The 24,266-nt window shown below is 36.0% G+C and carries 17 protein-coding genes and 1 tRNA gene; 9 read left to right on the top strand and 9 right to left on the bottom strand.

Annotation, left to right across the window (positions count from 1 at the left end):
- Positions 1 to 258 precede the first annotated feature (258 nt).
- From glmS to MCY_RS02615, 5 genes are all read right to left on the bottom strand, one after another.
- The gene (glmS, locus tag MCY_RS02595; protein WP_007346812.1) at positions 259 to 2,082 is read right to left on the bottom strand and encodes a glutamine--fructose-6-phosphate transaminase (isomerizing); all 1,824 of its coding nucleotides are present in this window, start codon (positions 2,080 to 2,082) and stop codon (positions 259 to 261) included.
- A gap of 172 nt (positions 2,083 to 2,254) precedes the next feature.
- Positions 2,255 to 3,619, bottom strand: a complete 1,365-nt coding sequence (gene glmU / locus MCY_RS02600; protein ID WP_007346813.1) for a bifunctional UDP-N-acetylglucosamine diphosphorylase/glucosamine-1-phosphate N-acetyltransferase GlmU — start codon at positions 3,617 to 3,619, stop codon at positions 2,255 to 2,257.
- Positions 3,620 to 3,633: 14 nt separating this feature from the next.
- Positions 3,634 to 4,419 (bottom strand): cytochrome c biogenesis CcdA family protein, encoded by a 786-nt coding sequence (locus tag MCY_RS02605; RefSeq protein WP_007346814.1) that lies wholly within the window; start codon positions 4,417 to 4,419, stop codon positions 3,634 to 3,636.
- A 46-nt stretch (positions 4,420 to 4,465) separates the two neighbouring features.
- Entirely contained in the window at positions 4,466 to 5,446 is a 981-nt protein-coding gene (locus MCY_RS02610; protein ID WP_193352230.1) for a carboxypeptidase regulatory-like domain-containing protein, read from the bottom strand.
- 39 nt (positions 5,447 to 5,485) lie between these two features.
- Entirely contained in the window at positions 5,486 to 5,809 is a 324-nt protein-coding gene (locus MCY_RS02615) for a HesB/IscA family protein (protein ID WP_007346816.1), read from the bottom strand.
- Between the two features lie 111 nt (positions 5,810 to 5,920).
- On the opposite strand from MCY_RS02615, the gene MCY_RS02620 reads away from it, so the two are divergent.
- The 3 genes from MCY_RS02620 (at position 5,921) to MCY_RS02630 (ending at position 11,481) form a co-directional block, all read left to right on the top strand.
- A complete protein-coding gene (locus MCY_RS02620; RefSeq protein WP_007346817.1) occupies positions 5,921 to 7,123 on the top strand; it encodes a deoxyguanosinetriphosphate triphosphohydrolase in 1,203 nt (400 codons plus the stop codon).
- Between the two features lie 30 nt (positions 7,124 to 7,153).
- A complete protein-coding gene (gene argS / locus MCY_RS02625; protein ID WP_007346818.1) occupies positions 7,154 to 8,911 on the top strand; it encodes an arginine--tRNA ligase in 1,758 nt (585 codons plus the stop codon).
- A 140-nt stretch (positions 8,912 to 9,051) separates the two neighbouring features.
- Complete coding sequence (locus MCY_RS02630) at positions 9,052 to 11,481, top strand: SPOR domain-containing protein (protein WP_007346819.1); 2,430 nt, start codon at positions 9,052 to 9,054, stop codon at positions 11,479 to 11,481.
- A gap of 180 nt (positions 11,482 to 11,661) precedes the next feature.
- On the opposite strand, the gene MCY_RS02635 is transcribed toward MCY_RS02630, so the two are convergent.
- Positions 11,662 to 11,940, bottom strand: coding sequence for a hypothetical protein (locus MCY_RS02635; protein WP_007346820.1), 279 nt, complete (start codon positions 11,938 to 11,940; stop codon positions 11,662 to 11,664).
- Positions 11,941 to 12,221: 281 nt separating this feature from the next.
- Between MCY_RS02635 and MCY_RS02640 the strand changes: the two genes are divergently transcribed.
- Positions 12,222 to 13,328 (top strand): branched-chain amino acid aminotransferase, encoded by a 1,107-nt coding sequence (locus MCY_RS02640; protein WP_007346821.1) that lies wholly within the window; start codon positions 12,222 to 12,224, stop codon positions 13,326 to 13,328.
- Between the two features lie 91 nt (positions 13,329 to 13,419).
- Here the strand turns inward: MCY_RS02640 and glpX are convergent, their stop codons facing one another.
- Together glpX and MCY_RS02650 are read right to left on the bottom strand one after the other, a co-directional pair.
- Positions 13,420 to 14,406 carry a class II fructose-bisphosphatase gene (glpX, locus tag MCY_RS02645; RefSeq protein ID WP_007346822.1) on the bottom strand — a complete coding sequence of 329 codons (987 nt, stop codon included), beginning with the start codon at positions 14,404 to 14,406 and terminating at the stop codon, positions 13,420 to 13,422.
- Positions 14,407 to 14,553: 147 nt separating this feature from the next.
- On the bottom strand, positions 14,554 to 15,870 hold the full coding sequence (locus MCY_RS02650; protein WP_007346823.1) for a homoserine dehydrogenase: 1,317 nt from the start codon (positions 15,868 to 15,870) through the stop codon (positions 14,554 to 14,556).
- Positions 15,871 to 16,583: 713 nt separating this feature from the next.
- Between MCY_RS02650 and MCY_RS02655 the strand changes: the two genes are divergently transcribed.
- The 5 genes from MCY_RS02655 to MCY_RS02675 all read left to right on the top strand — a co-directional run bounded on the left by MCY_RS02655 (position 16,584) and on the right by MCY_RS02675 (position 22,373).
- Positions 16,584 to 17,759 carry a tyrosine-type recombinase/integrase gene (locus MCY_RS02655; protein ID WP_007346824.1) on the top strand — a complete coding sequence of 392 codons (1,176 nt, stop codon included), beginning with the start codon at positions 16,584 to 16,586 and terminating at the stop codon, positions 17,757 to 17,759.
- 209 nt (positions 17,760 to 17,968) lie between these two features.
- Positions 17,969 to 18,169, top strand: coding sequence for a helix-turn-helix transcriptional regulator (locus MCY_RS02660; protein ID WP_007346825.1), 201 nt, complete (start codon positions 17,969 to 17,971; stop codon positions 18,167 to 18,169).
- Between the two features lie 673 nt (positions 18,170 to 18,842).
- Positions 18,843 to 18,917 (top strand) — tRNA-Glu (locus MCY_RS02665).
- A gap of 698 nt (positions 18,918 to 19,615) precedes the next feature.
- A complete protein-coding gene (locus tag MCY_RS02670; protein ID WP_007346826.1) occupies positions 19,616 to 20,830 on the top strand; it encodes an NADP-dependent isocitrate dehydrogenase in 1,215 nt (404 codons plus the stop codon).
- Between the two features lie 115 nt (positions 20,831 to 20,945).
- Positions 20,946 to 22,373, top strand: coding sequence for an MFS transporter (locus MCY_RS02675; RefSeq protein WP_007346827.1), 1,428 nt, complete (start codon positions 20,946 to 20,948; stop codon positions 22,371 to 22,373).
- Positions 22,374 to 22,414: 41 nt separating this feature from the next.
- On the opposite strand, the gene MCY_RS02680 is transcribed toward MCY_RS02675, so the two are convergent.
- Positions 22,415 to 23,614, bottom strand: coding sequence for an MFS transporter (locus MCY_RS02680; protein ID WP_007346828.1), 1,200 nt, complete (start codon positions 23,612 to 23,614; stop codon positions 22,415 to 22,417).
- Positions 23,615 to 24,266 lie beyond the last annotated feature (652 nt).

Below are 24,266 nucleotides of genomic sequence, written 5' to 3' on the forward strand. Positions count from 1 at the left end.
TTGCAATTACCCATAAATGATCTAACATATTCCCTGCATCATCGTTATGTTTCATGAAAGAATAATAAACCAACAGCTGTCTTTTTTCTCTCAATCTCTATTTAATTTTGCATTAAAAAACTCAATTACTTTTATACTAAAACAACAGAAGCAATATCGCGTTTTTTTATCATTATATTCACATAGCTGATCCATTTTTTGACAAGTAAGAAAATATTTTTTATTTTGTCATAAAGATTTGAAATAAAAAATATATTTTTATTCAACGGTAACTGATTTTGCTAAATTACGAGGTTGATCAACATCTGTTCCTAATAAAACAGCCGTATGATAAGCGATTAACTGAATGGGGAGAGCATAAATAATAGGAGCAATAAATTCTGGAACATCTGGCAAAATAATCGTTGATAAAGTCTTAAAACAAGTTACTTCTGCGCCTTTTTTATCGGTTATCAAAATAATATGACCATTGCGCGCTACCACTTCTTGCATGTTAGAAAAAGTTTTTTCAAACCACCGATCATAAGGAGCCACAACAATAATAGGTATTGTCTCATCCACCAACGCAATTGGCCCATGCTTCAATTCACCTGCTGCATAACCTTCAGCATGAATATAAGAAAGCTCTTTCAGTTTAAGGGCTCCCTCCAAAGCAATCGGATAAGAAGTTCCACGTCCCAGATAAAGAACACTTTTTGCATTCACCAAACCACGACAAACAGATTCAATTTTACTCTCTAATTTGAGCACTTCATTTAAAATACGTGGAACTTCTGCCAACTGTTGAACCAATTGCTGTTCCATTTGAGCTGAGAGATAACCACGTTGTTTACCAGCGCTAAGTGCTAGTGAAGCAAGCGTTGCCAATTGACAGGTAAAAGCTTTTGTTGAAGCAACACCAATTTCAAATCCAGCAAGTGTTGGGAGAATAAAATCAGTTTCCCTTGCCATTGTTGATTGATCAACATTCACAATCGCTGCTGTTTTTATACCTCGCTCACGACAATAACGCAAAGAAGCCAATGTATCAGCTGTTTCACCAGATTGAGAAACAAACAGCGATAACACATCAGAGGTTATCGGAGGTTCACGATAACGAAACTCGGAAGCAACATCATTATCAACACTTAAAGCAGCAAATTTCTCAAACCAATAGCGCGCAACTAAGGTTGAATAATAAGCCGTTCCACAACTCGCAAAAAGAAGCCGATTGATATTTTTCCAATCAATTAAATTCTCAAGTGATCGAACTGCATAATTTCCAAGATCCAGATAATGCGCCAAATTATGAGAAATCACTTCAGGTTGTTCAAACATCTCTTTGTGCATAAAATGACGATGATTACCTTTAGAAATCAATAAAGCTCCCTCAAGTAATGTTGTCACGGGACGCATGACCGGTTGATTGTATCCATCGTAAATTGTGACACCTTCACGTTTGAGAACAGCCCAATCTCCATCTTCCATATAACTAACATGATCGACGAATGGCGCCAAAGCAATGGCATCTGACCCCACAAAAAATTCATCTTTTCCGTAACCAATTGCCAGTGGCGGCCCAGAACAAGCCGCAATCATAAGATTATCTTCACCTTCAAAAATAAGAGCAATAGCAAAAGCCCCCTGCAATCTTTTCCAACTTGTACGCATGGCATCTTGCGGAGAAAGACCACTTTTTAATGCACGTGTTATTAAATGCGCAATAACCTCCGTATCGGTCTCTGTTTCAAAGATATAACCATCCTCAATGAGCTCCCTTCGCAATTCTACAAAATTTTCAATAATACCATTATGAACAACTGCAAGCTTTTCAGTTACATGAGGATGTGCATTGCGTTCAACAGCAATTCCATGCGTAGCCCAACGGGTATGCCCAATCCCTAAATTCCCCTTTAAAGGAGTTTTTTTTAATTTTTCTTCTAAATGAACAAGTTTTCCTTCAGCACGCATACGATAAAGATGTCCATTATGAACTGTTGCCACCCCAGATGAATCATACCCTCTATATTCAAGACGTTTTAATCCCTCAACCAAAGAGGATGCAACACATCTCTTTCCAAGAATTCCAATAATCCCACACATTTAAAAAAACTCCAACCCACATTTAAGATTTAAATCCTATAAAACACTCAACAGCCTTTATTTAAAACTGTAAATAATAAAATAATTTAAACCTGAAGGACAACAATCTTTAAGAATAAACCTCCTATACATTGTTAGATCAGCGCTAAACAAAGGAATAGACTGAAAATAATCATTTTTTCTGTTTATTTTCCGATAAGTTGTGCTCTAACAAACGTGCTCGAAATTTTGTTGCATAACCTTCTTTTATAACTTGTCGCGCACGCCCAAAAGCCATACTGTTCATAGGAATATTTTCTGTAATAACACTTCCTGAGGCAACATAAGAACCAGTCCCTATCACTAATGGAGAAACGAGAGCTGTATTAGATCCAACAAAAGCATTATCACCAATCATCGTTTTATATTTGTTAAACCCATCATAATTGCAAGTAATCGTACCGGCTCCAATATTGGTATGTGCACCAATTTCAGCATCACCGATATAACTCAAATGATTAATTTTAGAAGCTTTTCCTACTTTTGCTTGTTTGACTTCACAAAAATTTCCAATCTTTACAGAATCCGCCAATTCTGTTCTAGGACGCAAACGTGCATAGGGACCAATTTGTGCATCCATACCAACCACCGCACCTTCTAGATAACTAAATGCGTGAATAACAGCACCAGATTGTATTTTTACGCCTAAGCCAAAATAAACATTTGGCTCTATCACCACACCTGGTTCAATCTCTGTATCATAAGAAAAATAGATTGTTTCTGGTTTGAAAAGTGTAACACCGGATAACATTAAATCGTGTGCTTTACGTTTTTGCCACAAAGTATCAGCCACAGAGAGCTCAAAGCAGTTATTAATTCCTACAATATCTTCAAAAGGAATTTCTACAACACGCACATCTAATCCTTCATGCGTTGCAAGCGAAGCAATATCTGTTAAGTAATACTCTTTTTTCATATTGTTATTATCAACCTTCTCTAAAAGAGAAAGTGCATATTTTCCATGCATAGCGAGTATTCCACCATTACAAAAAGAAATCTTTTTTTCCTCATCACTAGCGTCTTTTTCTTCTATAATTGCGATCAATTGACCATTTTTCTCGAGAAGACGCCCATAACCTGTTGGATTTTGGGTATGAAAGCCTGCAAAAACAACATCTGCTCCATCAGCAAGCTGCGCACGCATTTGATACAACGACTCTTTCTGAATGAGAGGGGTATCACCAAAAATAATGAGAACATCGTCCACTCCTTTTTGCAAAGCTAAACGAGCCGATAAAACAGCATGAGCCGTTCCTAAACGCTCTTTTTGTTCAAAAATCATCACATCTTTTACAAATGACTGAACAACGTGTACAACCTCTTCAGCACCAAACCCCACAACGACGGCTAATTGTGAAGAACCTACTAATTCTATTTGCTTTAGAACGTGGCATATAAGAGGCAGTCCAGCAATTTTATGCAGGACCTTAGGCAGAGACGATTTCATGCGCGTCCCTTCACCTGCAGCAAGAACAATAGAAAGACAACTTCTAACCATAACAACACATAAGACTAACGAGAAAATCCAAAAAAATTCATAATATTCTGCCAACAAATATCTTCAATATAACTCAACGAAGGATAATGTTCTAAAATCCAAAATGAAAGATCCTGCATAGAGCCTGTTAAAAACAAAATCCCTGTAAGAATAAGAAAAATACCAATAATTTTTTCAACTTTTCCTAAATGAATACGAAAAGCTCCCAAAAACCGCATAAAACTGCTCGAAAATAAAGCTGCCAACACAAAAGGAATAGCAAGACCTAATGCATAAACCGCTAATAGAACAGCTCCTTCGCCCACAGTTTCTTTTGTTCCAGCAAGTGTTATAATAGGCCCTAAAATGGGGCCAATACACGGTGTCCAACCAAAAGCAAAAGCTAAACCCATAATATACGCCCCTAAAGGACCAGCAGGTGTTTTATGGGTCTGAAAACGCACTTCACGAAATAAAAAAGTAATCTTGCAAAGTCCCAAAAAATTTAAACCAAAAATAATAATAATAATTCCAGAAGCAAAGGCAAACCAATCACGATAATAGCCAATAAACTTACCAATTGTACTTGCACTAGCACCTAAGGCCACAAAAACAGTAGTAAATCCAAGAACGAAAGCAATAACAGAAGACAATAAAGCCCACTTTATAAATACTTTCTCATCACGATTTTCTGAACGAAAATCATCAATACTAATCCCTGCCATATAGCACAAATAAGGAGGAACCAACGGCAAAACACACGGCGACAAAAAAGAGAGCCCCCCAGCAAAAAAAACACCAACTTTTGAAATTTCAATCAAAACTCATACCCCGTCTCTCATCATAGTTTAATCCCAGGAACAACGATCAATTCATGTCTTCCTCAATTTGTTGCATATTTTGTTCATTTGCCACCACACTTATATCCTCATCATGACCAGACACGACCGAAAAAACCTTTTGGTAAATTTTATCTTTATTTTTAGCAATTGCAATATACTCTCCCTCCGCCAACACGAGAGAAACATAAGCACCAACTGTTTCATAAACGATATCACCAGAATCATTGGCAAGAGACCAGCTTGTATCTGCAAGAGCTTCTCCTCCTTCCTGTCGTACCAACTTTAAGACAATTTGAGCTGCCTGATGTTCCAAAGTGATTGCCATCATTTTACCAGCCTCTACTTGGATATCCGAACGAACAGTGGCATTAATGGAACCGTAATGGGAATCAACATGGTAGCGGCCAGCTTTTAAACGAACAACTGATTGAGGTTTAACATTTGATAAAACCACCCCCGTGTCATCATTTTCTTTTTCATCCTCATAAATCGTGAAACGTAATTCTTTTTCATTAATTATACCATTGAGCAGTGTTGCATTTAAAATAACACCACCAGCCTCAAGATTAAAGTTTTTCACAAGACTCTGGCCATTTTCTAGACGAATATGATGCACAGCACCCATATGACCAAATGAGACATGAACAAGATAACTTCCTGGTTCTAGATCAAAACGTGCACTTCCCCCCTTATAGGTTGCCACTAATGGTAATTTATTATCAATCCCTAGAATAGGAGCATAAACCCGCCAAACAAGTCCTTTTTCAATATCCTGATGACTATTTGTTAATCGAGCATTTAAAAGGAGCTGTGTCTGAGATACTAAATTTTCTTTTTCCTGCTCTTGAGACTTTACAATAAAACTCCTTGATTTGTCCTGCTGTGAGCCTTCTTCTTCAGAAAAAGCACAATGGCTCCAAATCAATAAAGTAAGCACCACGCATAACCACCCACATCGGTGCACTATTTTTATAAGAATACCCATTTTTATACTCTTGACCAACATGATATTTTTTTCAAAAAACAATATCACAAAATCGCCATTCTAAATTGAAAAACTCACACCACAGCCACACGATGAAACAGCATTGGGATTATGAATTTGAAAAGACTGCCCCATAAGATCATCAACAAAATCAATTTCCGCTCCTTTCATGAAAGGGAGCGATAGTGAATCAATAAATACAATTGCCCCATCTTTTTTGAAAACGAGGTCATCTTTACACATTTCAGAAACCAAGTCATATTTATAAGAAAAACCAGAACATCCACCACCTTCAACAGAAATACGTAATGCTATTTTATCGGATTCACGCAAAAGTATCTGTGCAATTTGCTTGGCAGCAACATCTGAAATTTTTACACTCATTTTTATATATCCTTGCATTAAACCATCAAGAAAGAGTATCCCAGTCTTATAAAGAGAAGTTTATTTTTCATAAACCGCTCTCGATTTTAAGAGAATAATGGACAGCTTGCAATGGATATAGGCAATATCAACTTCAGTTACCAATCTCGCGCGATCTATAGTGCAAATCCGCAAACAAGCCGTGGCAGATTATTCCATGAAACGATGAACAGCATGCGCTCACCTTTTCAAAGAGATAGAGATCGTATTATCCATTCTAATGCATTTCGACGTCTTAAACATAAAACGCAAGTATTTATTGCTGATGAAAGCGATCATTACCGTACCCGCCTAACCCATTCCATAGAGGTTTCTCAAATTGCACGAACATTAGCCCGTGCCCTATGTCTTGATGAAGATCTTGCCGAAGCCATTGCCCTTGTTCACGACTTTGGACACACGCCCTTTGGCCATGCAGGAGAAGACGCGCTTAATGAAGCCATGACACATTATGGCGGCTTTGACCATAATGCACAAGCATTACGCATCGTCACAAAACTAGAACAGCGCTATGCAAATTTTGATGGACTTAATCTCACATGGGAAACTCTTGAAGGCCTTGTAAAGCACAATGGTCCTCTTTTAGGCCCTTACGCAAAGAATAAAGAGATTCCTATCGATATTTTACAATACAATGCAAAGCAAGATCTTGCGCTCGATTGTTTTGCAGGATTAGAAGCGCAATGTGCTGCTATTGCAGATGATATCGCATACAATGCCCATGATATTGATGATGGTTTACGGTCGCAATTTTTAACACTCGATCAATTTGAACACGTTTCACTAACAGCTGCAATATTAAAAAATATAACAGATGAGCATCCCCACCTTGACCAAGCGCGCCGCGGTTACACACTTGTACGAAGACAAATAACAACCATGGTTGAAGATGTTATAAAACAATCACAAAAAAATTTAGCACGTATCAAACCAACAAGCATAAACGATATTCACCAAGCAAAACAAACCATTGTTACCTTTTCACCAACAATGACCTTTTACGAAAAAGAACTAAAAAACTTTTTATTTAAAAATCTTTATTACCATGAGCAAGTTCTCTATCGCCGCAATGCAGCAAAATGCATTATACAAAAATTATTCAATTGTTATTATGAAAATCCGAATACAATGCCTGAAAATTGGCACAGCAAAACAGTGCACTTAAAAAATCAAGAGTTAGCGCGTTTAATTGCTGACTTTCTTTCAGGTATGACCGATCACTATGCGCTACGTGAATATCACCGTTTATTTGACCATACAGATAATTTCGTTTAATGGTTTTTGGTATCATCATGGAAGTTAAATATGAATATCTTTAAAAGCTTCGAAAAACAAATTAAAAGATCAATTGAATTATCTGATATAAAAGGAAAAAATGGAGAGGATTTAGATTTATCAAAAATCACCGTTGATCCTCCACGTGATTCCTCCCATGGTCATTTATCAACCAATGCTGCTATGGTGCTTGCAAAATCTATTGGGCTTGATCCGCGTGCACTTGCAGATAAAATCACAGGACTCCTTAAAAATGATCTCTCCATCGAAAATATTGATATTGCTGGTCCTGGTTTTATCAACATCAAGCTTACAAAATTATTTTGGCAAGATACTATAAAATCCATGCTTGAATTAGGCACTTCTTATGGTCGCCTCTCAATGGGACAAGGCAAACGTATCAATGTTGAATATGTCTCAGCAAATCCGACAGGACCAATGCATGTAGGCCACTGCCGCGGAGCCGTTGTTGGAGATGTTCTTTCCAATTTATTGCAATTTACTGGCTATAACATTACAAAAGAATATTATATCAATGATGCTGGTCAACAAATTGAAGCCCTCGCTCACTCTGTGCTGTTGCGTTATCGTGAGGCTCTTGGACAAAAAATTAATGAAATTCCAGAAGGACTTTATCCTGGAGAATATTTGATACCATTGGGTCAATCGCTTGCTCAAGAATTTGATGACCAACTACTTACAATGGATAAAGATGAAGCCTTATCTATCGTGAAAGAACGTGCAATTCATGCAATGATGTCCATGATTCGTGAAGATTTAGCCACTCTTAATATTTATCATGATATCTTTTTCTCTGAGCGAATGCTTTATGCAGATAATGCGCGCGCTATTCGTCACACAATCAACGACCTCACTTTAAATGGTTATATCTACAAAGGCAAACTCCCCCCTCCCAAGGGACAAAATATAGAAGACTGGGAATCAAGCGAACAAACTTTATTCCGTTCTACAAATATCGGTGATGACCAAGATCGTGTTTTGGTCAAATCTGACGGCTCTTACACTTATTTTGCAGCTGATGTTGCTTACTTTCGAGATAAATTTAATCGTCATTTTGATGAAATGATTTATATTCTAGGAGCAGACCATGCAGGCTATGTAAAGCGGCTAGAGGCAATGGCAAAAGCGATTTCTGGTGATAAAGCCAAATTAAGTGTTTTCTTATGTCAACTGGTAAAACTCTTTCGCAACGGTCAACCTATACGCATGTCAAAAAGAGCAGGATCATTTGTTACGCTACGGGATGTTGTCGAGGAAGTTGGTCGTGATCCAGTACGTTTCATGATGCTATACCGTAAGTGTGAAGCACCTCTTGATTTTGATTTTGCAAAAGTAACAGAACAATCAAAAGATAACCCCATATTTTACGTACAATATGCAAGTGCACGTTGTCACTCAGTCTTTCGTCAAGCACAAGAAGCCCTTCATATTGAAAGCTTTTCAAATGAGACATTGATCGCCCATCTTCATCGACTAACAGATGACAATGAGATATTGTTAATACGCAAACTTTCTGAATATCCACGTATCATTGAACAAGCCGTAACTCATAAGGAACCACATCGATTAGCATTTTATCTTTACGACCTTGCCTCCATCTTTCATACCCATTGGAATAAAGGAAGTGAAGATCTTAATTTACGCTTTATTCAACCTGATGATAAAGAATTATCCCTCGCAAGATTGGGCTTGATACAAGCTGTTATCAATATTTTATCATCAGGACTTACCATCATAGGAGTTGAAGCCCCCATAGAAATGCGTTGAAAAAGTTCTATAAATACATACAATAGATACTTTATTGATCAACTTTTTCATGTATCTTTGCATGAGAGGGGGAATTTGAATAACAAATCAAAATTAACCATTGATTGCACGAAAATGCAAGTCACCATGTGAGAAAAGCTATGAGCGATAACGATCGCAAAAATCCGCACGAAACAAAACACGATCATGAACACCATGATTCTTTAGAAAGACTTACGCGCATTTTTAATCCGAACAAACAACTCGGAAACCCAAATGAGCAAACTTCTTTACAGACAGATCGATCAACACCTCATCCTGAAACATCATCCCATGACGATGATTTTGATCTGTCCTTTTTAGAAGAGGAACTTAAATATAATTTAACACATAACTTACCATTTGATGATCAAAAAAAACAATGTAACCTATACACAACCAGTAACGCACCAACCTCAGATATTGCACAAACTGTTTCTTTCAACCATGTAAGACAAAATAATTTATCTGAAGAGGAATATCCTTCATCTATAAATCATGATGAAGAACAAATTTTAGATGCGCTTTCTCCATTACCAATCCCCAAAAATCAATCACCGCAACAGAAAATGACAACAAGCAGTGCTGATTCTTTTTTTGCGAAAAGTAATCCTATTTCACAATCAGAATCAGAAAATTTCTTTTTTGATAAATCTGAAAGACGTGAAAATAAGAGAAATGCAACAGAAGCTGTTGAACAAACCAATCGCTTTTCACCAACAACCTTACAACAGCTAAAAGCTCAGAATATACAAAAAAATTATACTGATGTTTCTTCTCCTATGCAGGAAAATGAATTTTTCTCATCTTTTAATCCTGTCTCAGAAAGACAAAACACTGCCCAAAATAAAACAACAAGTGACTTCTCTTCTGTTTCGGATTCTACGCAAGTTGACAAACAGCCTTATTTAAAACAGGAAGTACGAGAAAATCATACAACCAATTATCCCTATTTTTTTGAAGAAAATCCCTCACAACAAGAAATTTATAGCGAAAAAATTCCAACCTATAATGATGCTCAAGCCCAATACATCAATAATACTGAAAATATCTCTAATCAAAGTAAAGAAGTTTCATATAATGAAAATAATTTAGATCAGTTTCTTTCTTCATCAGCCTCTCTTAATGTAAAACAAACAGATAACTCTTTTGTTCATAACTATACGCACAGAGATACTCCTCCTCCCAATGTTGATACTTATAGATTTTCAGAGGAAACCGTAGAAAAAACTGGCCCTATTATGGTTCCAGAAATTCCATACGAAGCCCCAGAATATGATATAGCAACCAATGGTAGTTTAGAAGAAGAATTTGCTGATGTGCTCAATGTAGGAAATGTCCCAACCGACAATTTTTCTCAAAAACAACAGAAAAATAAGATTTTTGATGAAGTTTTTCATCAAACTATACAAAATTCAAAAGAGAGTGTTTATATAAACTCTAAGGAACAAAATGCCGGCTATTTTTCTACTGGCAATATGGAATATAATTCTCCCTCTTTGACCAAAAATTCGCCATACACAAACTCAGATGAAGTCTCTACGCATCCATCATCTCCATCTTCCTTTAAAAGTTTTATTTTTGGTAAAACTTTTATCAGAGGTATTTTTCTTCTTATTTTAATAGCAATTGGTTTTTCTGGTTATTCTCATTTTTTTACGCCATCACAAAAAAATGAGGAAACGGTTATTATTCACGCTGATAATACACCTTTTAAATTCAAACCAGAAACAACTGAACCCCAAAATAATATTGCACATAATTTAGATATCTATAAACAAACAACTGAACAAAATGAAAAACAAGAAAATACACAACAATTTCTTATTGATAACTCTGAACAACCTGAAAATTTAGAGCGATTAAATTCTGAAGCATCTTCCAACTTTTCATCATCTTCACCACATGAATCTGATGTTGAAAAGGCTGTTACAGAAGCCATCAATCATACTATTCCCACGCAAGAAGTACAAACTGTTATTGTAAATCAAGATGGTACAGTTACATTAGCGCCCGTGAATCAAACAGAGAGCAAAACTATCGTTCAATCTGAACAAATCATTGATCAAACTCCTGATGAGATTCAAGATTCACCCCTTGTATCATCGCATGATTCCGATATAAACGATCAAGAAGTAGAACATGATCTCAAAAATAACATTGATAAAATAATAGCTGAAAATACTTCTAACTTAGATATTGAGGAAAAATTTATCCCAATTCCTTCTCATGCAGAAAGAAATGCACAAATCGAAACACATACCACGTCTCACACCACATCACCAAACAAAGTTGTACCAAAAAATTCAGAAAATTATTACGTACAACTTTCATCTCAACCAACACATGAGTTGGCTAGAGATTCATTGAAAAATATGAAATCTAAATTTGGCTTCCTTATCAATGACCGTCCTTTTAATATTCAACCGGCTTTTATACCAGGAAAGGGAACCTATTACCGTGTTCGTATTCAAACACATAACCGTAATGAAGCCATAACCCTTTGTGAAAGCATTAAAAATTCCGGTGGAAGTTGCTTCATCACACGCTAAACCGATCATGCAACGGTTATTAAAACCGTTGCATGATTTATTTTAATACTAGTTAATTATTGATCAAAAACTTCAAAAATGAAAATTGTCTCATTTTTTTTGCTTATGTGTTTGCGCTGACTTTATTTTTTAAGCTATGTTGATTTTTAGATCATCTAAAAAATGGTGTTTACAAAAAAATCACTGCGTATCCTTATAGATATAAGATGCAGGAGGGAGTGGGTTTAAATCTTTTTTGGGCGTTGTTATGGTCTGACTTGTCTCTGGAGTGTTATAATGTGAAATATGTTCAGGAGATTTTGCAAAAAAAGATCCTAAAAAACCAAAAATAAACCAGATAATAACGAGTGCAAGAAGAATAGCAAAAATTCCCTTAGCGATTGCAACACGCTGTTCACGATCTTTTCTTTCTGTAGCCATACGTTGTTCTTCATATGTGTGATAATTTTTATCAATCATAGTGGATTCCTTTTCTCAATTCCCTTACCTTTAAAATTCTAGAAAATATGCATATACGAAATTATTCAGATATTATTTTGAAAAAACGATAATTCTAGATAAAGGTTCCAGATTAATTCATAAAGTTGAGAAAAAGAACCAAGAATAAAAGATATCTACCCTAACCTTTGAATTCTATAATAAAAACATTGACACAAAGGATTTGCTAATAATAAAGTTATGATCAGAATATCTCATTATTCTTATTAATAAAAATAAAACATATTCAAAAGGTTTTTCTTATGAAATCTCCCGTATCGTCGCTTCCATTTAAAATAGAAAAACACCCATCTCCTCTGTCAGACGAAAAACGTGAAAATATTCTAAAAAGTCCTGGTTTTGGTCAATTTTTTACAGACCACATGTGTACTATTCAGTGGACTGAAGACAAAGGTTGGCACAATCCTATTATTTCTCAATACAAAAATTTAGAAATTAACCCTGCAAGTACCGTCTTACATTACGGGCAAGAAATTTTTGAAGGTCTAAAAGCATACCGAGCAAAAGATGGGCGCATTTTGCTCTTCCGTCCCGATGCCAATGCCCAACGATTTATAGAGTCAGCGCAACGATTAGCTATGCCGGCATTACCAAAAGATATTTTTGTAGATTCCGTGCATCAATTAGTAAAGATTGATCAAAAATGGGTTTCCGATCATCCTAATATTAGCCTCTATATACGCCCATTTATGTTTGGCAATGAAAACTTTTTGGGAGTTCGCCCTTCCCAGAAATATCTTTTTTGTATTATAGCTTCTCCAGTTGAATCCTATTTCAAAGGAGAAGAAAAATCTATCAGCGTCTGGATTGAAACAGATTATAGTCGAGCTGGTCCAGGAGGAACAGGTGCTGCCAAATGTGGTGGAAACTACGCAGCGAGCCTACTTGCACAAAAAAATGCAATTGAAAATGATTGTAGCCAAGTACTCTTCCTTGATATGGTTGAACATAAATGGATTGAAGAACTTGGTGGTATGAATGTCTGCTTTATTATGAACAATAATACACTCGTAACGCCTCCACTTACTGGAACAATTCTTCCAGGAATAACACGTCATTCTCTTTTAACATTGGCAAAAGAAATGGGATTAGAGATAGAAGAGCGTCCTTATTCTTTTAAATCTCTTCAAGAAGATGCTGAAAGTGGACATCTTAAAGAAGTCTTTGCTTGTGGTACAGCTGCCGTTGTTACATCGATTGGCCGTTTTAGATATAAAGAGGGAGAATTTATTATCGGAAATGAGATAATTGGAGAAATTACAAAGCGGCTTTGTATACAGTTAGTCGGCCTCCAAAAAGGAGATATAGAAGATAAAAATGGCTGGGTACATTCCGTCCAACTCTCATAATATGAAAATATTCTTATATTTATAAACACTTCCATGAATGTATCTGCCTTCATGGAAGCGTGTAATTTTTAGTAGCAACAAAAAGAAAACATTAATTAAATTTTGAATGATCTTTATGCTTTGCTTTAATCTTACGGACTGTTCCCGTATGAGAACGCATTACGATAGTTTCCGTTTGAATATAGTGAGGAGTAAATTTAACACCAGAAAGCATATTACCATCAGTCACCCCTGTTGCTGAGAATAAAACATCGCCCTTTGCCATTTCTTCCATTGTATAAGCCTTATTAGGATCACTAATTCCCATTTTAGCAGCACGGGCAATTTTCTCTTCTGTATCAAGCAGCAAACGCCCTTGCATTTGTCCCCCGATGCAGCGTAAAGCAGCAGAAGCTAAAACACCTTCTGGCGCTCCACCAATCCCCATATACATATCAATCCCTGTTTCTTCTGGATCAGTTGTATCAATAACAGCGGCAACATCTCCATCACCAATCAAGCGAATCGACGCTCCCGTTGCTCGTACTTCATTAACTAATTTTTCATGACGCGATCTATCCATAATACAAACAGTAATTTGATTAACAGCCACTCCTTTAGCCTTTGCAAAAGCATGAATATTATCAGCAGGACAAGCATCTATATCGACGATTCCCTCTGGATAACCAGGACCAATAGCAATTTTTTTCATATAAACATCAGGAGCATAAAGAAGGTTACCCTTTTCAGCAATTGCAACGACCGCCAAAGAATTCGAAAGATTTTTAGCACAGAGTGTTGTTCCCTCCAGTGGATCAAGTGCAATATCAATCGCCAACCCATTTTTCAAACCTACTTTTTCTCCAATATAGAGCATAGGTGCTTCATCCCGCTCACCTTCTCCAATCACTACAGTACCCTCAATAGGCAATTGATTAAGTTCCTTCCGCATTGCATCTACAGCAGCTTGATCTGCAGCCTTTTCATCACCACGTCCGCGCCAGCGGGCAGCAGCAACAGCAGCACGTTCAGTAACACGTACCAATTCAAGCGTTAAACTACGATCAAGTTTATTTAAAATCTTTTGAGTTATGGGCATATGAAAAAATCCTACCGAATGAATACCAGAAAAAATATATGTCCTTATTAAAGCACTAAGAATAAAGCGTTTGGCAAAAATGCAAACTTTTCACAAGAGATAAAAGCATTCAGACTTGTCTTTTTTTGTTATTATTAAAGCAGGTTATCAATTCTCTGCCATACGTTCAATACGAATGAATTGAGATTTTGCAATAAGATGTCCATCTTTTTCGATTTCTGCAAGTGCCTGTCGTACATCCACTTCTGTTGTTTCATGCGTGATTAAAATAATTGTTTTCTCAATCTGATCTTCTACAAAAGGTCTTTGAACAATCGACTCCAATGAAATGTGATTATCAGCCATATGCTTTGCAACCGCAGCAAAAACACCAGCGCGATCATGAACATTTAAACGGATAAAATAACCGCCTGCATGACGCGAAATACGTGCTTTTTTATGAGGAACAAGTTCTAAAGCTGGACGTCTTAAAACAGGTGCATAATGAAAACCAGAACGTGCTTTTGCTATGTCTGTCAAATCACCAATAACGGCTGATGCTGTTGCCATTCCTCCAGCACCAGGACCAGAAAATAGTAATTCACCTAATAAATCACTTTGAATGGAAAGAGCATTGGTTACACCATTTATCTGAGCAATCATTGAAGATGTTGGAACCATTGTAGGATGAACACGTTGTTCTATTCCAGCATCCGTTTTTAATGCAATCCCTAAAAGCTTAATCCGATATCCCAATTCATCAGCCGCTCGGATATCAATTTGCGAAATATTATGAATTCCTTCAACATAAACATCATCTAACGAAACAGCTGTTCCAAATGCCAAACTTGTCAACAAAGCTAATTTATGAGCCGTATCATTTCCCTCAATATCAAAAGTTGGATCTGCTTCAACATACCCAAGTTTCTGTGCATCTGCTAAACAATCTTTAAATGAAAGACCTTCCATGAACATCCGTGTTAATATGTAATTACAAGTTCCATTGAGAATACCATAAATTCGCGATATGTGATTACCGGAAAGTGATTCCCTCATCGCTTTAATAACAGGAATTCCCCCTGCAACGGCTGCTTCAAAATGAAGAAAAACACCTTTTTTTTCTGCAATTGTAGCCAGCTCTACTCCATATCGAGCAAGAAGAGCTTTATTGGCCGTCACAACATGATGTCCCACCTCAAGCGCTTTCTTAACAGCAATATACACAACATCCAATTCACCACCAATTAACTCCACCAAAACATCAATCTCATCAGAAACTGCCATCTCGATAGGAGAATCAAACCATTTTATACCACTCAGATCAATTCCACGATTACGGCCTTTATCGCGCGCACTAACAGCAACGATTTTGATTAATCGCCCACATTGACAAGCTAAACTATTGGCTTTTTCACATAAAACTCGCACAACTGAAGTACCAACCGTCCCAAGTCCCGCCACTCCAACTCTTAAAGTTTCTGCCATTATCGAATCACTAATCCCTATCTTTATTAAAAAATCTTTGAAATGATATATCAATTAAGGCCAAGAGCACTTATATCCATACGAACAAAAGAAATGTCTTACTCTATTCACACCATTTTCTCTAATAGAACTCTCCCCAATTGTTTAATCAAAATTCCTTATAATACAAATATTTCAGGACTTTTATAAAATATCTCATTCAGAATGAAAATCTGCAAAACTGATAAATGCAAATTGCCACAAAGATTATCTTGTTTTCAAAAAACAGAAATCTTTTTACAAAAACGGAACTCTATCAAAAAAGAATGAAAAAATCTTAACATTCTCATATATCAGGATAGAACATACATAAAAACTTAATGTGTATACATTATAATTCCAAAATATTATAAATATGCAGAACAAATTCGAATATTTTACCTTAACATAAATACATTAGCATCCCTAAAAAACTATCGAATTGAAATAATAAGAACTTAAATCAAGCCTTTACCTAAGCTGATTTATTTTCAAATAAAAGGGCCCCCTCCCAATAAGAGCAAGATATTGATTTATAATGATAATTTACTGTTTTGCATATTGAATGAGAGTCCCGAATAACGTAAGATTGTCTCATTTCAAAGCGGTTTATCTTGAATCAATCAAAACCATTCGCTTGCACGTTACAAGCGGGATGAATGTGTGGATCAAATTTATATAAGAAAGGACTAAAAATGGCTCTTATGAACCGTCTTAATGCAAGATCTGTCGCAACATTGGGGGCTGGCAAATATAATGATAGCGCCGGCTTGCTTCTTCACAAGCGTAAAGATGGTGGTGCTCAATGGATTTTACGGTATACCATTCACGGGCGCCGTTGTGAAATGGGTTTGGGTGCATTAAGACATGTCTCTTTAAAAAAAGCCCGTGAATTGGCAAATCAATGGCGTTCTGTTTTGCATGAGGGTCGTGACCCCATTAAAGAACGTGAAAAACAAAAGCGTGAGGCAATAAGCAATCTCCATTATTTAAAAGATATTGCACTAGATGCTTTTGAAAGTCGTAAAGCTGAATTAAAAGGAGATGGTAAGAATGGGAACTGGTTTGTACCCTTAAAACTTCACATTTTACCAAAACTAGGTTGTTTACCCGTTTCAGAGATTACCCAAACAGAGATACGCAATACCCTCGCTCCTATTTGGCATACAAAAGCTGGAGCAGCACAAGCAGCATTGATACGTCTTAATCTTTGTCTTAAACATGCGGCTGCACTGGGATTGGATGTTGATTTACAAGCAACAACAAAAGCACGCGCGCTCTTAGGCAAACAACGCCATAAAACGCAAAATTTTCCAGCTATGGATTGGAGAAAGGTTCCGACTTTTTATAAAACACTTTGCGAAACAACAAAAACCACACAACTGGCTTTGCGTTTGCTTATTCTGACAGGGGTTCGTACAAATCCTATACGCCATATTCATAAAGATCAAATTGATGGGGATATATGGACTATTCCTGCTGAAAATATGAAAGGAAAGCGTGATGCTACAACAGAATTTCGCGTGCCTTTATCTTCTGAAGCATTAGACATTTTGAAACAAGCGCGCTCGCTTTCACGCAATGATTTCTTTTTTTCTGCAACAGGTCGGGGGGCGCTTGGTGAGAAGTGTATGTCTCAATATATGTACGATATGCAAAAAACTGGACTGAACGCCTGCCCCCATGGCTTTCGCTCTAGTTTACGCAATTGGCTTGCTGAAACAACCGATGCCCCCTATGAGGTCGCTGAAACTATTCTAAGTCATACGGTAGGCGGCAAAGTAGAGCGTGCCTATCATCGGACTGACTATCTAGAACAGCGCCGTGTCTATATGGATAAATGGGCCGCTTATATCACTGGTCAATCTTAAGATATGGGGTGCATAACCCCATGATCTGTGGATAACTTTCTCTCTCTTCTCTCTCATTCGCTCTCAATAAGAAGCATAATTTATCACATCACAAATTATATGATAAGATATTGTTTTCTATAAATAAAATACCTTCAAAAACAAACCAAAATGTGCTTAATAAATAGGCATGATTTGGTTCTATTTTTTGAGAATGAAAGGATTTTAAAATGACCGAAAATGATATTCTTTTAACTGACCGTGAAAGTGCAAAATTGCTTCATATGAGTGTCTCAACTTTCCGCCGTCATGTTACCAATGGCTCTCTCCCAAAACCTTTAAAATTTGGTTTTTTATCTCGTTGGTTACAATCGGATCTTTTGAATGTCATCGAGCAAGCAAAACAGCAACGTCAAAATGACGCAGCATAAAAAAACCTTGTCACATAAGTGAAAGAACAAATAAAAAGCTTTTAATTATAAATTTTCCGATATCTAAAAGTAAGGATGTAAAAAAAATAATTTTTAATATATCCTGTGACACTTGTTTTAATATCGTTTTAATATTTTTCATATTTATCAGAGACTCTCTTTTATAGTTTGCTAAACTGAAAAGAACCTATAACTTATGCTTGGAAGCTCCTTCTGATATGATTCGCGCTATTTTTTAATTTGATGATCAATATCGACTTTTTGCTTCATAAATTCTACAGTTCTCGCTTTATTGATCAGCTCAAATGAATAGCCTTCTGTATAAACCTCTCTTCAACAAGTTAAATAATATTCTTATTTCATGTGTAAACATAAAATAACAAAACGATAAAATATGCAAAAAATAAACATATTTAAATGGTGTTTTGATTAGTTTCGCCTACTCCTCAAACTAAAAATCAATAAAAATATTATTCACTGAGATAACGCTCACATTAAATTTTTTATCAACCATGATAATTCTATATTTTTTCTACAAAAAATCTTAGAAAACAAAATGACCCAAAGTAAGAGCCGCGCAAAAATTATTCAACAAAACACATTTTTTCAAAAAAAACGACATAGAGGGCTTGCGAAGTAAAAAGATCCTCTCTATAAGCTTCATCATTGGTTTGCGCCCATCGTCTAGCGGTTAGGACATCGCCCTTTCACGGCGGAAACAGGGGTTCGATTCCCCTTGGGCGTACCATATATCTCTTTATCATACGTAATCTATTGATTTTATCGGCCTTTTTTAAGGTGCGGGATAATGATAAAGGTTCAGGAGTAGGATTTTTAAAGGGATCTCTTCGTAAAAGGGGTACAGGGATTGTAATGTGATTAGTTTTTTTGTTCCATTTCGAGGAGAGTATTTTGTTATGCACAATTAATAAAATAGAGATTAATAAATAATAGAAAATTCTCTTTTATATAAATCATATTCATGTATCTGCTGTTATTTTTAAATTAATATCAGCGTTGTTATTTGTACATTTCTATCAACCTTCAAAACTGGAATTTATCTAAAGTGTGTTTTAACAGACCGTCGTTTTAGTGTTGAAATAGCAATATAAAAATTAAATGCTTATTTACCGAACACAAAAGCTCAAGAAACCATAATTTAGAATACGATTAACTTATTAAATAAAACTTTGATAACAAAGATGTACACTTGTTACCTAGTAATCTACTTATTTTATTTTTATCAAACAAGCTTCTCATCAATCATACAATAACTACAGGTTTGTAACCACATCACTTCTTTTCAAAAATTAACCTTTCCAACAAAATTTTATACTCTATTGATCATATGCCCATATTTGAATACTCTTTTCCTTTGTTTTCCCTTTTCATTATAAACTTTTAAGTGATATAAAGTAATATCACTTAAAAGAAAAAGGACTTCTAATGGTAAAGATCAGAGTAGAAAACCCCGTTGTTGAACTTGATGGGGATGAAATGACCCGCATCATTTGGAAATATATCAAAGATAAATTAATCCATCCATATCTCGACATTGATCTCAAATATTATGATCTTTCCGTCAAAAATCGAGACACAACCAATGATCAGGTAACTATTGATTCTGCCAATGCTATCAAAAAATATGGGGTTGGTATAAAATGTGCAACCATCACACCTGATGAGGCACGCGTTAAAGAATTTAACCTAAAAAAGATGTGGAAATCACCCAATGGCACCATCCGCAACATTCTAGGAGGAGTGATTTTTCGCGAACCCATTATCTGTAAAAATGTCCCTCGCCTTGTTCCTAATTGGTCAAAACCAATTATTATCGGACGTCACGCTTTTGGTGATCAATATAAGGCAACAGATTTTAAATTTCCAGGCAAAGGAAAATTAAGTATTAAATTTGTAGGTGATGATAATCAAGTTATTGAACATGATGTTTTTGATGCTCCAAGCGCAGGAGTTGCCATGGCGATGTATAACCTTGATGAGTCAATTCGCGATTTTGCCCGAGCATCCTTTAATTATGGACTACAGCGGGATGTTCCCGTTTATCTTTCAACAAAAAATACCATTCTAAAAATTTACGATGGTCGTTTTAAAGATATCTTTCAAGAAATATTTGATACAGAATTTAAAAATGAATTTAAAAATCGTAAATTATATTACGAACACCGTCTCATTGATGATATGGTTGCTTCTACATTAAAATGGTCAGGTGGATACGTGTGGGCATGTAAAAACTATGATGGTGATGTTCAATCTGATATTGTTGCCCAAGGCTTTGGTTCTCTTGGTCTCATGACCTCTGTTCTTATGACACCTGACGGTAAAATTATTGAAGCAGAAGCAGCACATGGAACAGTAACACGCCATTACCGTCAACATCAAAAAGGTGACGAAACATCAACAAATTCTATTGCCTCTATTTTTGCGTGGACACGTGGATTGGCACATCGTGCCAAACTGGATAACAATGAGAAATTAAAAAACTTTGCCACGACATTGGAAGAAATTTGTATTAAAACCGTTGAAGAAGGTTTTATGACTAAAGATCTTGCGCTCTTAATTGGGCCTAAACAAAAGTGGCTTTCTACAACAGGTTTCCTTGATAAAGTTGATGAAAATCTCAAAAAAGCCATGAGCAATTAAACTATTATTTAAATAAAATTCAAAGCTCTAAATAGAGCTTTGAATTTCTCTTGGCAAATTTAAAAAACTGTCTTATAAGTGGGAAGAGAGTAAAATTTTTTAAGTAGCAAAAACAGTGAAAAAACAAAACTGGTCTGCGCTCTTGTTAGGTAAAAATGGTCTCTGCTTTTTGACATTTACAGGCGGTGTTGTATTACACGCCACCAATGTTTATAGTGTTATTACTATTTTACCCTCTCTTATGAATCATATTGGCAATAAAATATATTATTCCTGGGTAGCGACTGTCTTTATTACAGCTTCACTCCTTGGTACCTCACTTGCAACAAAAATATTAGGGAAACTAGGTCCTCGCAATACTTATGTTATCTTTGGACTTATTTTTACCCTAGGTACCTTCATGTGCAGCATTTCTTCATCTATGCCATTATTTTTAATAGGACGTTTTATTCAAGGATTTGGAAGTGGTGCTTTGTTGTCTCTATCCTATTCCATGGTACGTATTATTTTTAATCCATCTTTATGGTCACACGCATTAAGTATTATCTCTGGAATGTGGGGAATATCAACCTTGTTAGGACCAGCGATCGGAGGAGTTTCTATATATTATGGCATATGGAGAGCATCTTTTTGGATCATTGGAGCATTAGCTATATTTTTCTCACTCATAGCTTTTAAAACTTTACCCAAAAAGAATGAGAACTATGTTCCAGTCCCCCCCCTCCCTCTTCTCCAGCTTCTCACACTCACCTTATTGATTTTTATCATTTCCGTTGGAGGAGCTATGGACACTACAATGGCAAAAATTTGTGGATTAATTATCGGACTGAGTCTTCTCTTTGCTCTAGCAAAAATCGAGTCATCTAGTCTTCATCCTATGTTGCCACGCAAATCTTTTTCTTTCTCTTCGGAAATTTTTCATGTTTACGCATTAATACTTGTTATGACGGCAATCGTATATAGTATAGAATTTTATTTTCCTCTTTTTCTTCAAGAGCTTCATGGACAAACGCCACTTATTTCTGGTTATATAGCAGCACTTATGAGCTTAGGATGGACATGTGGCGCCCTCTCAAGTGCTGGTGTATCAGCCAAAAAAATTCGCAGTATCATTGTGTACTCCCCCCTATTAAAATTGTTAGGTATAGCTACCCTTTTATGGCTGATTCCAACAGAAGTTTCCACACTTGAATATATTTTTATTATCTGCTTAGCACTATTCTCTATTGGAATCAGTGCAGGTTTAGCATGGCCACATTTGCTCACACGAATCTTACAATGTGCAAATAACGAAGATGCACTACGTGCTAGCGAATCCCTTACTTCTGTACAACTATTTTCAGCTGCATTAAGTGCAACTCTAGCAGGAATCGTCACCAATCTTGCCGGTCTCTTTAATCCTGGAGGAACAATAGGAATGATCTTAGCCGCCAAAACTCTTCTTATAGTACTTATTGGTCTTTTATTTTTTCTTGCTATCCCATTAGCGCTGCGCATTTCTTACTGCATATTAAAAAATCCAACAGGACATTCTAATAATTAAATAAACATAAAAATGCTTTCTTCATTCAAAAGAAAAAAATATTAAGCATGCTTCTCCATAGACCATGAGACACAAAAAATCATTAACCCTAAAAAAGTTAAAACACTCCCTAAAATAGCTGTATATTCATAACTATAGCCAAATTTTAAAACCAATGCTCCAGATTCCGCACCAAGAGCATTGGCAATATTAAAAGCAGACTGCATTAATGCTCCTGCCAAAATCTGTCCCTGTATTGCAACATCCATAATTTTTGTTTGTATAGAAGGCATAGCAGCAAAAGAAGTACCAACCAAAAAGCATCCTATTGTTGCTGTTAACGAAGCATAAGAAAAAAAGAAAAAAAGAAAAAAAACAAAAACGCTCCAAAGCATAGAAAAAAATATCATCGGCGAAATGCCAATTTTAACAGCCAACTTAGGCCCCAAAAGATTTCCTCCCACCATCCCCAATCCAACCAATGGCATGATAAATGGTACCCATTCGAGTGGTACACCCGAAATATGCATTAATGTTGATTTGATATAAGTGAAAATAGAAAATAATCCTGCTGCTCCCACCGAAACCATTGCCAAAAGAAGCCACACCTGCTTTTGCTTTAATGCGCTCATTTCACGTAAAGGGCTTGTTTTTGGTGTACTTGAATCACAAGGCAAAAAATTCCAAAGAAGCAAACAACACAATAAAGCAATCATACCCACAAGGATAAAAGCAATCTTCCAACCAATAAGTTGGCCAATCCAAGTAGCCCCTGGAGCTCCCAAAACGGTTGCAATTGTTAAACCAAGCATAACAGATCCAACAGCTTTAGAACGTTTATTTATTTCCACCATTGAAGAAGCAATCAAAGCCGCAAGTCCAAAATAGATTCCATGGGGAAGACCACTGAGAAAACGTAATACGACTAATAGGCTAAAATCAGAAAAAAAGGCAGTGGCAATATTTGCTAATGCATAAAAAAACATCAACCCTATTAAAACAGTTTTACGTGATACCGGAGCTGTTACAACAGCCAAAAGAGGTGCTCCAATCACAACTCCCAATGCATAAGCAGAAATATATCGACCAGCAGTAGGAATATCAACATACGAACTTCGTGCCATCTCTGGCAGTAACCCCATTGCAACAAACTCCGCAGTACCAATAGCAAAACTCCCCACTGCAAGAGCTAAAATTACTAAACGCCGTATTCTCGCATCAATCCTCGATGCCAGAACTTTTTGTTTATAAGAATCTTTCATATCATCACTTCTAAATAAGAATTTTAACTGTAGATATCTGTAATCCACACCAACAAAAATTCAACACATCATTATACACCTGCTCAACAGCCATCAATGAAGTTTTAAGGAGGATTCTTTAATGAAAAATCTTTGAAGACCTAAAAGCTATAGATAATTCAACTATTTTTATCAGCTCTGCTAGATAATCCAATTTTACAGTAAAATCTTTATTAAAACGATATACTACACACTATAAACAATTTTTAAATTAGCCAAATAATACATTCCAAACAAGTGAATAATATCTCATCACTATGTTTACACAGATATAAACCTTCTCCCAAACTTATTATTTCTTTTTCTTGTTCCGGGATGGGCATTTAAATGAGGCATTTTTTAGTATTAACGCATTATAATGATGTGCACAAACAGCAAAATTTTCTTTTTTGTTTAAACTTTTTTTGTTCACCATTTTTCAATTCCTCTTATGAATATGAAAATGAAACATAATGCCACGGTTATAAAGCATATAACAGCTATAGAGAAGGTTTTATAATCATAATACAAATGAAATCATTGATTATAAAGACGGTCCCTATAAAAGGCTGTTAAGTTGCAAATGTGTTATAAACAAAATTTACAAAAAATTTTAAATTCATTTAGTGAAAAA

It is taken from the genome of Bartonella rattimassiliensis 15908 (genome assembly GCF_000278215.1).
Lineage (GTDB): Bacteria > Pseudomonadota > Alphaproteobacteria > Rhizobiales > Rhizobiaceae > Bartonella > Bartonella rattimassiliensis.

Bases quoted from the DNA above. Each gene is read 5' to 3' on its own strand.
- MCY_RS02635 (WP_007346820.1), bottom strand. From the start codon at position 11,940: ATGATTGATAAAAATTATCACACATATGAAGAACAACGTATGGCTACA.
- MCY_RS02620 (WP_007346817.1), top strand. From the start codon at position 5,921: ATGGATATAGGCAATATCAACTTCAGTTACCAATCTCGCGCGATCTAT.
- glmS (WP_007346812.1), bottom strand. From the start codon at position 2,082: ATGTGTGGGATTATTGGAATTCTTGGAAAGAGATGTGTTGCATCCTCT.
- argS (WP_007346818.1), top strand. From the start codon at position 7,154: ATGAATATCTTTAAAAGCTTCGAAAAACAAATTAAAAGATCAATTGAA.
- MCY_RS02660 (WP_007346825.1), top strand. From the start codon at position 17,969: ATGACCGAAAATGATATTCTTTTAACTGACCGTGAAAGTGCAAAATTG.
- MCY_RS02640 (WP_007346821.1), top strand. From the start codon at position 12,222: ATGAAATCTCCCGTATCGTCGCTTCCATTTAAAATAGAAAAACACCCA.
- MCY_RS02630 (WP_007346819.1), top strand. From the start codon at position 9,052: ATGAGCGATAACGATCGCAAAAATCCGCACGAAACAAAACACGATCAT.
- MCY_RS02615 (WP_007346816.1), bottom strand. From the start codon at position 5,809: ATGAGTGTAAAAATTTCAGATGTTGCTGCCAAGCAAATTGCACAGATA.
- glmU (WP_007346813.1), bottom strand. From the start codon at position 3,619: ATGGTTAGAAGTTGTCTTTCTATTGTTCTTGCTGCAGGTGAAGGGACG.
- MCY_RS02670 (WP_007346826.1), top strand. From the start codon at position 19,616: ATGGTAAAGATCAGAGTAGAAAACCCCGTTGTTGAACTTGATGGGGAT.
- glpX (WP_007346822.1), bottom strand. From the start codon at position 14,406: ATGCCCATAACTCAAAAGATTTTAAATAAACTTGATCGTAGTTTAACG.
- MCY_RS02655 (WP_007346824.1), top strand. From the start codon at position 16,584: ATGGCTCTTATGAACCGTCTTAATGCAAGATCTGTCGCAACATTGGGG.
- MCY_RS02650 (WP_007346823.1), bottom strand. From the start codon at position 15,870: ATGGCAGAAACTTTAAGAGTTGGAGTGGCGGGACTTGGGACGGTTGGT.
- MCY_RS02610 (WP_193352230.1), bottom strand. From the start codon at position 5,446: ATGTTGGTCAAGAGTATAAAAATGGGTATTCTTATAAAAATAGTGCAC.
- MCY_RS02680 (WP_007346828.1), bottom strand. From the start codon at position 23,614: ATGAAAGATTCTTATAAACAAAAAGTTCTGGCATCGAGGATTGATGCG.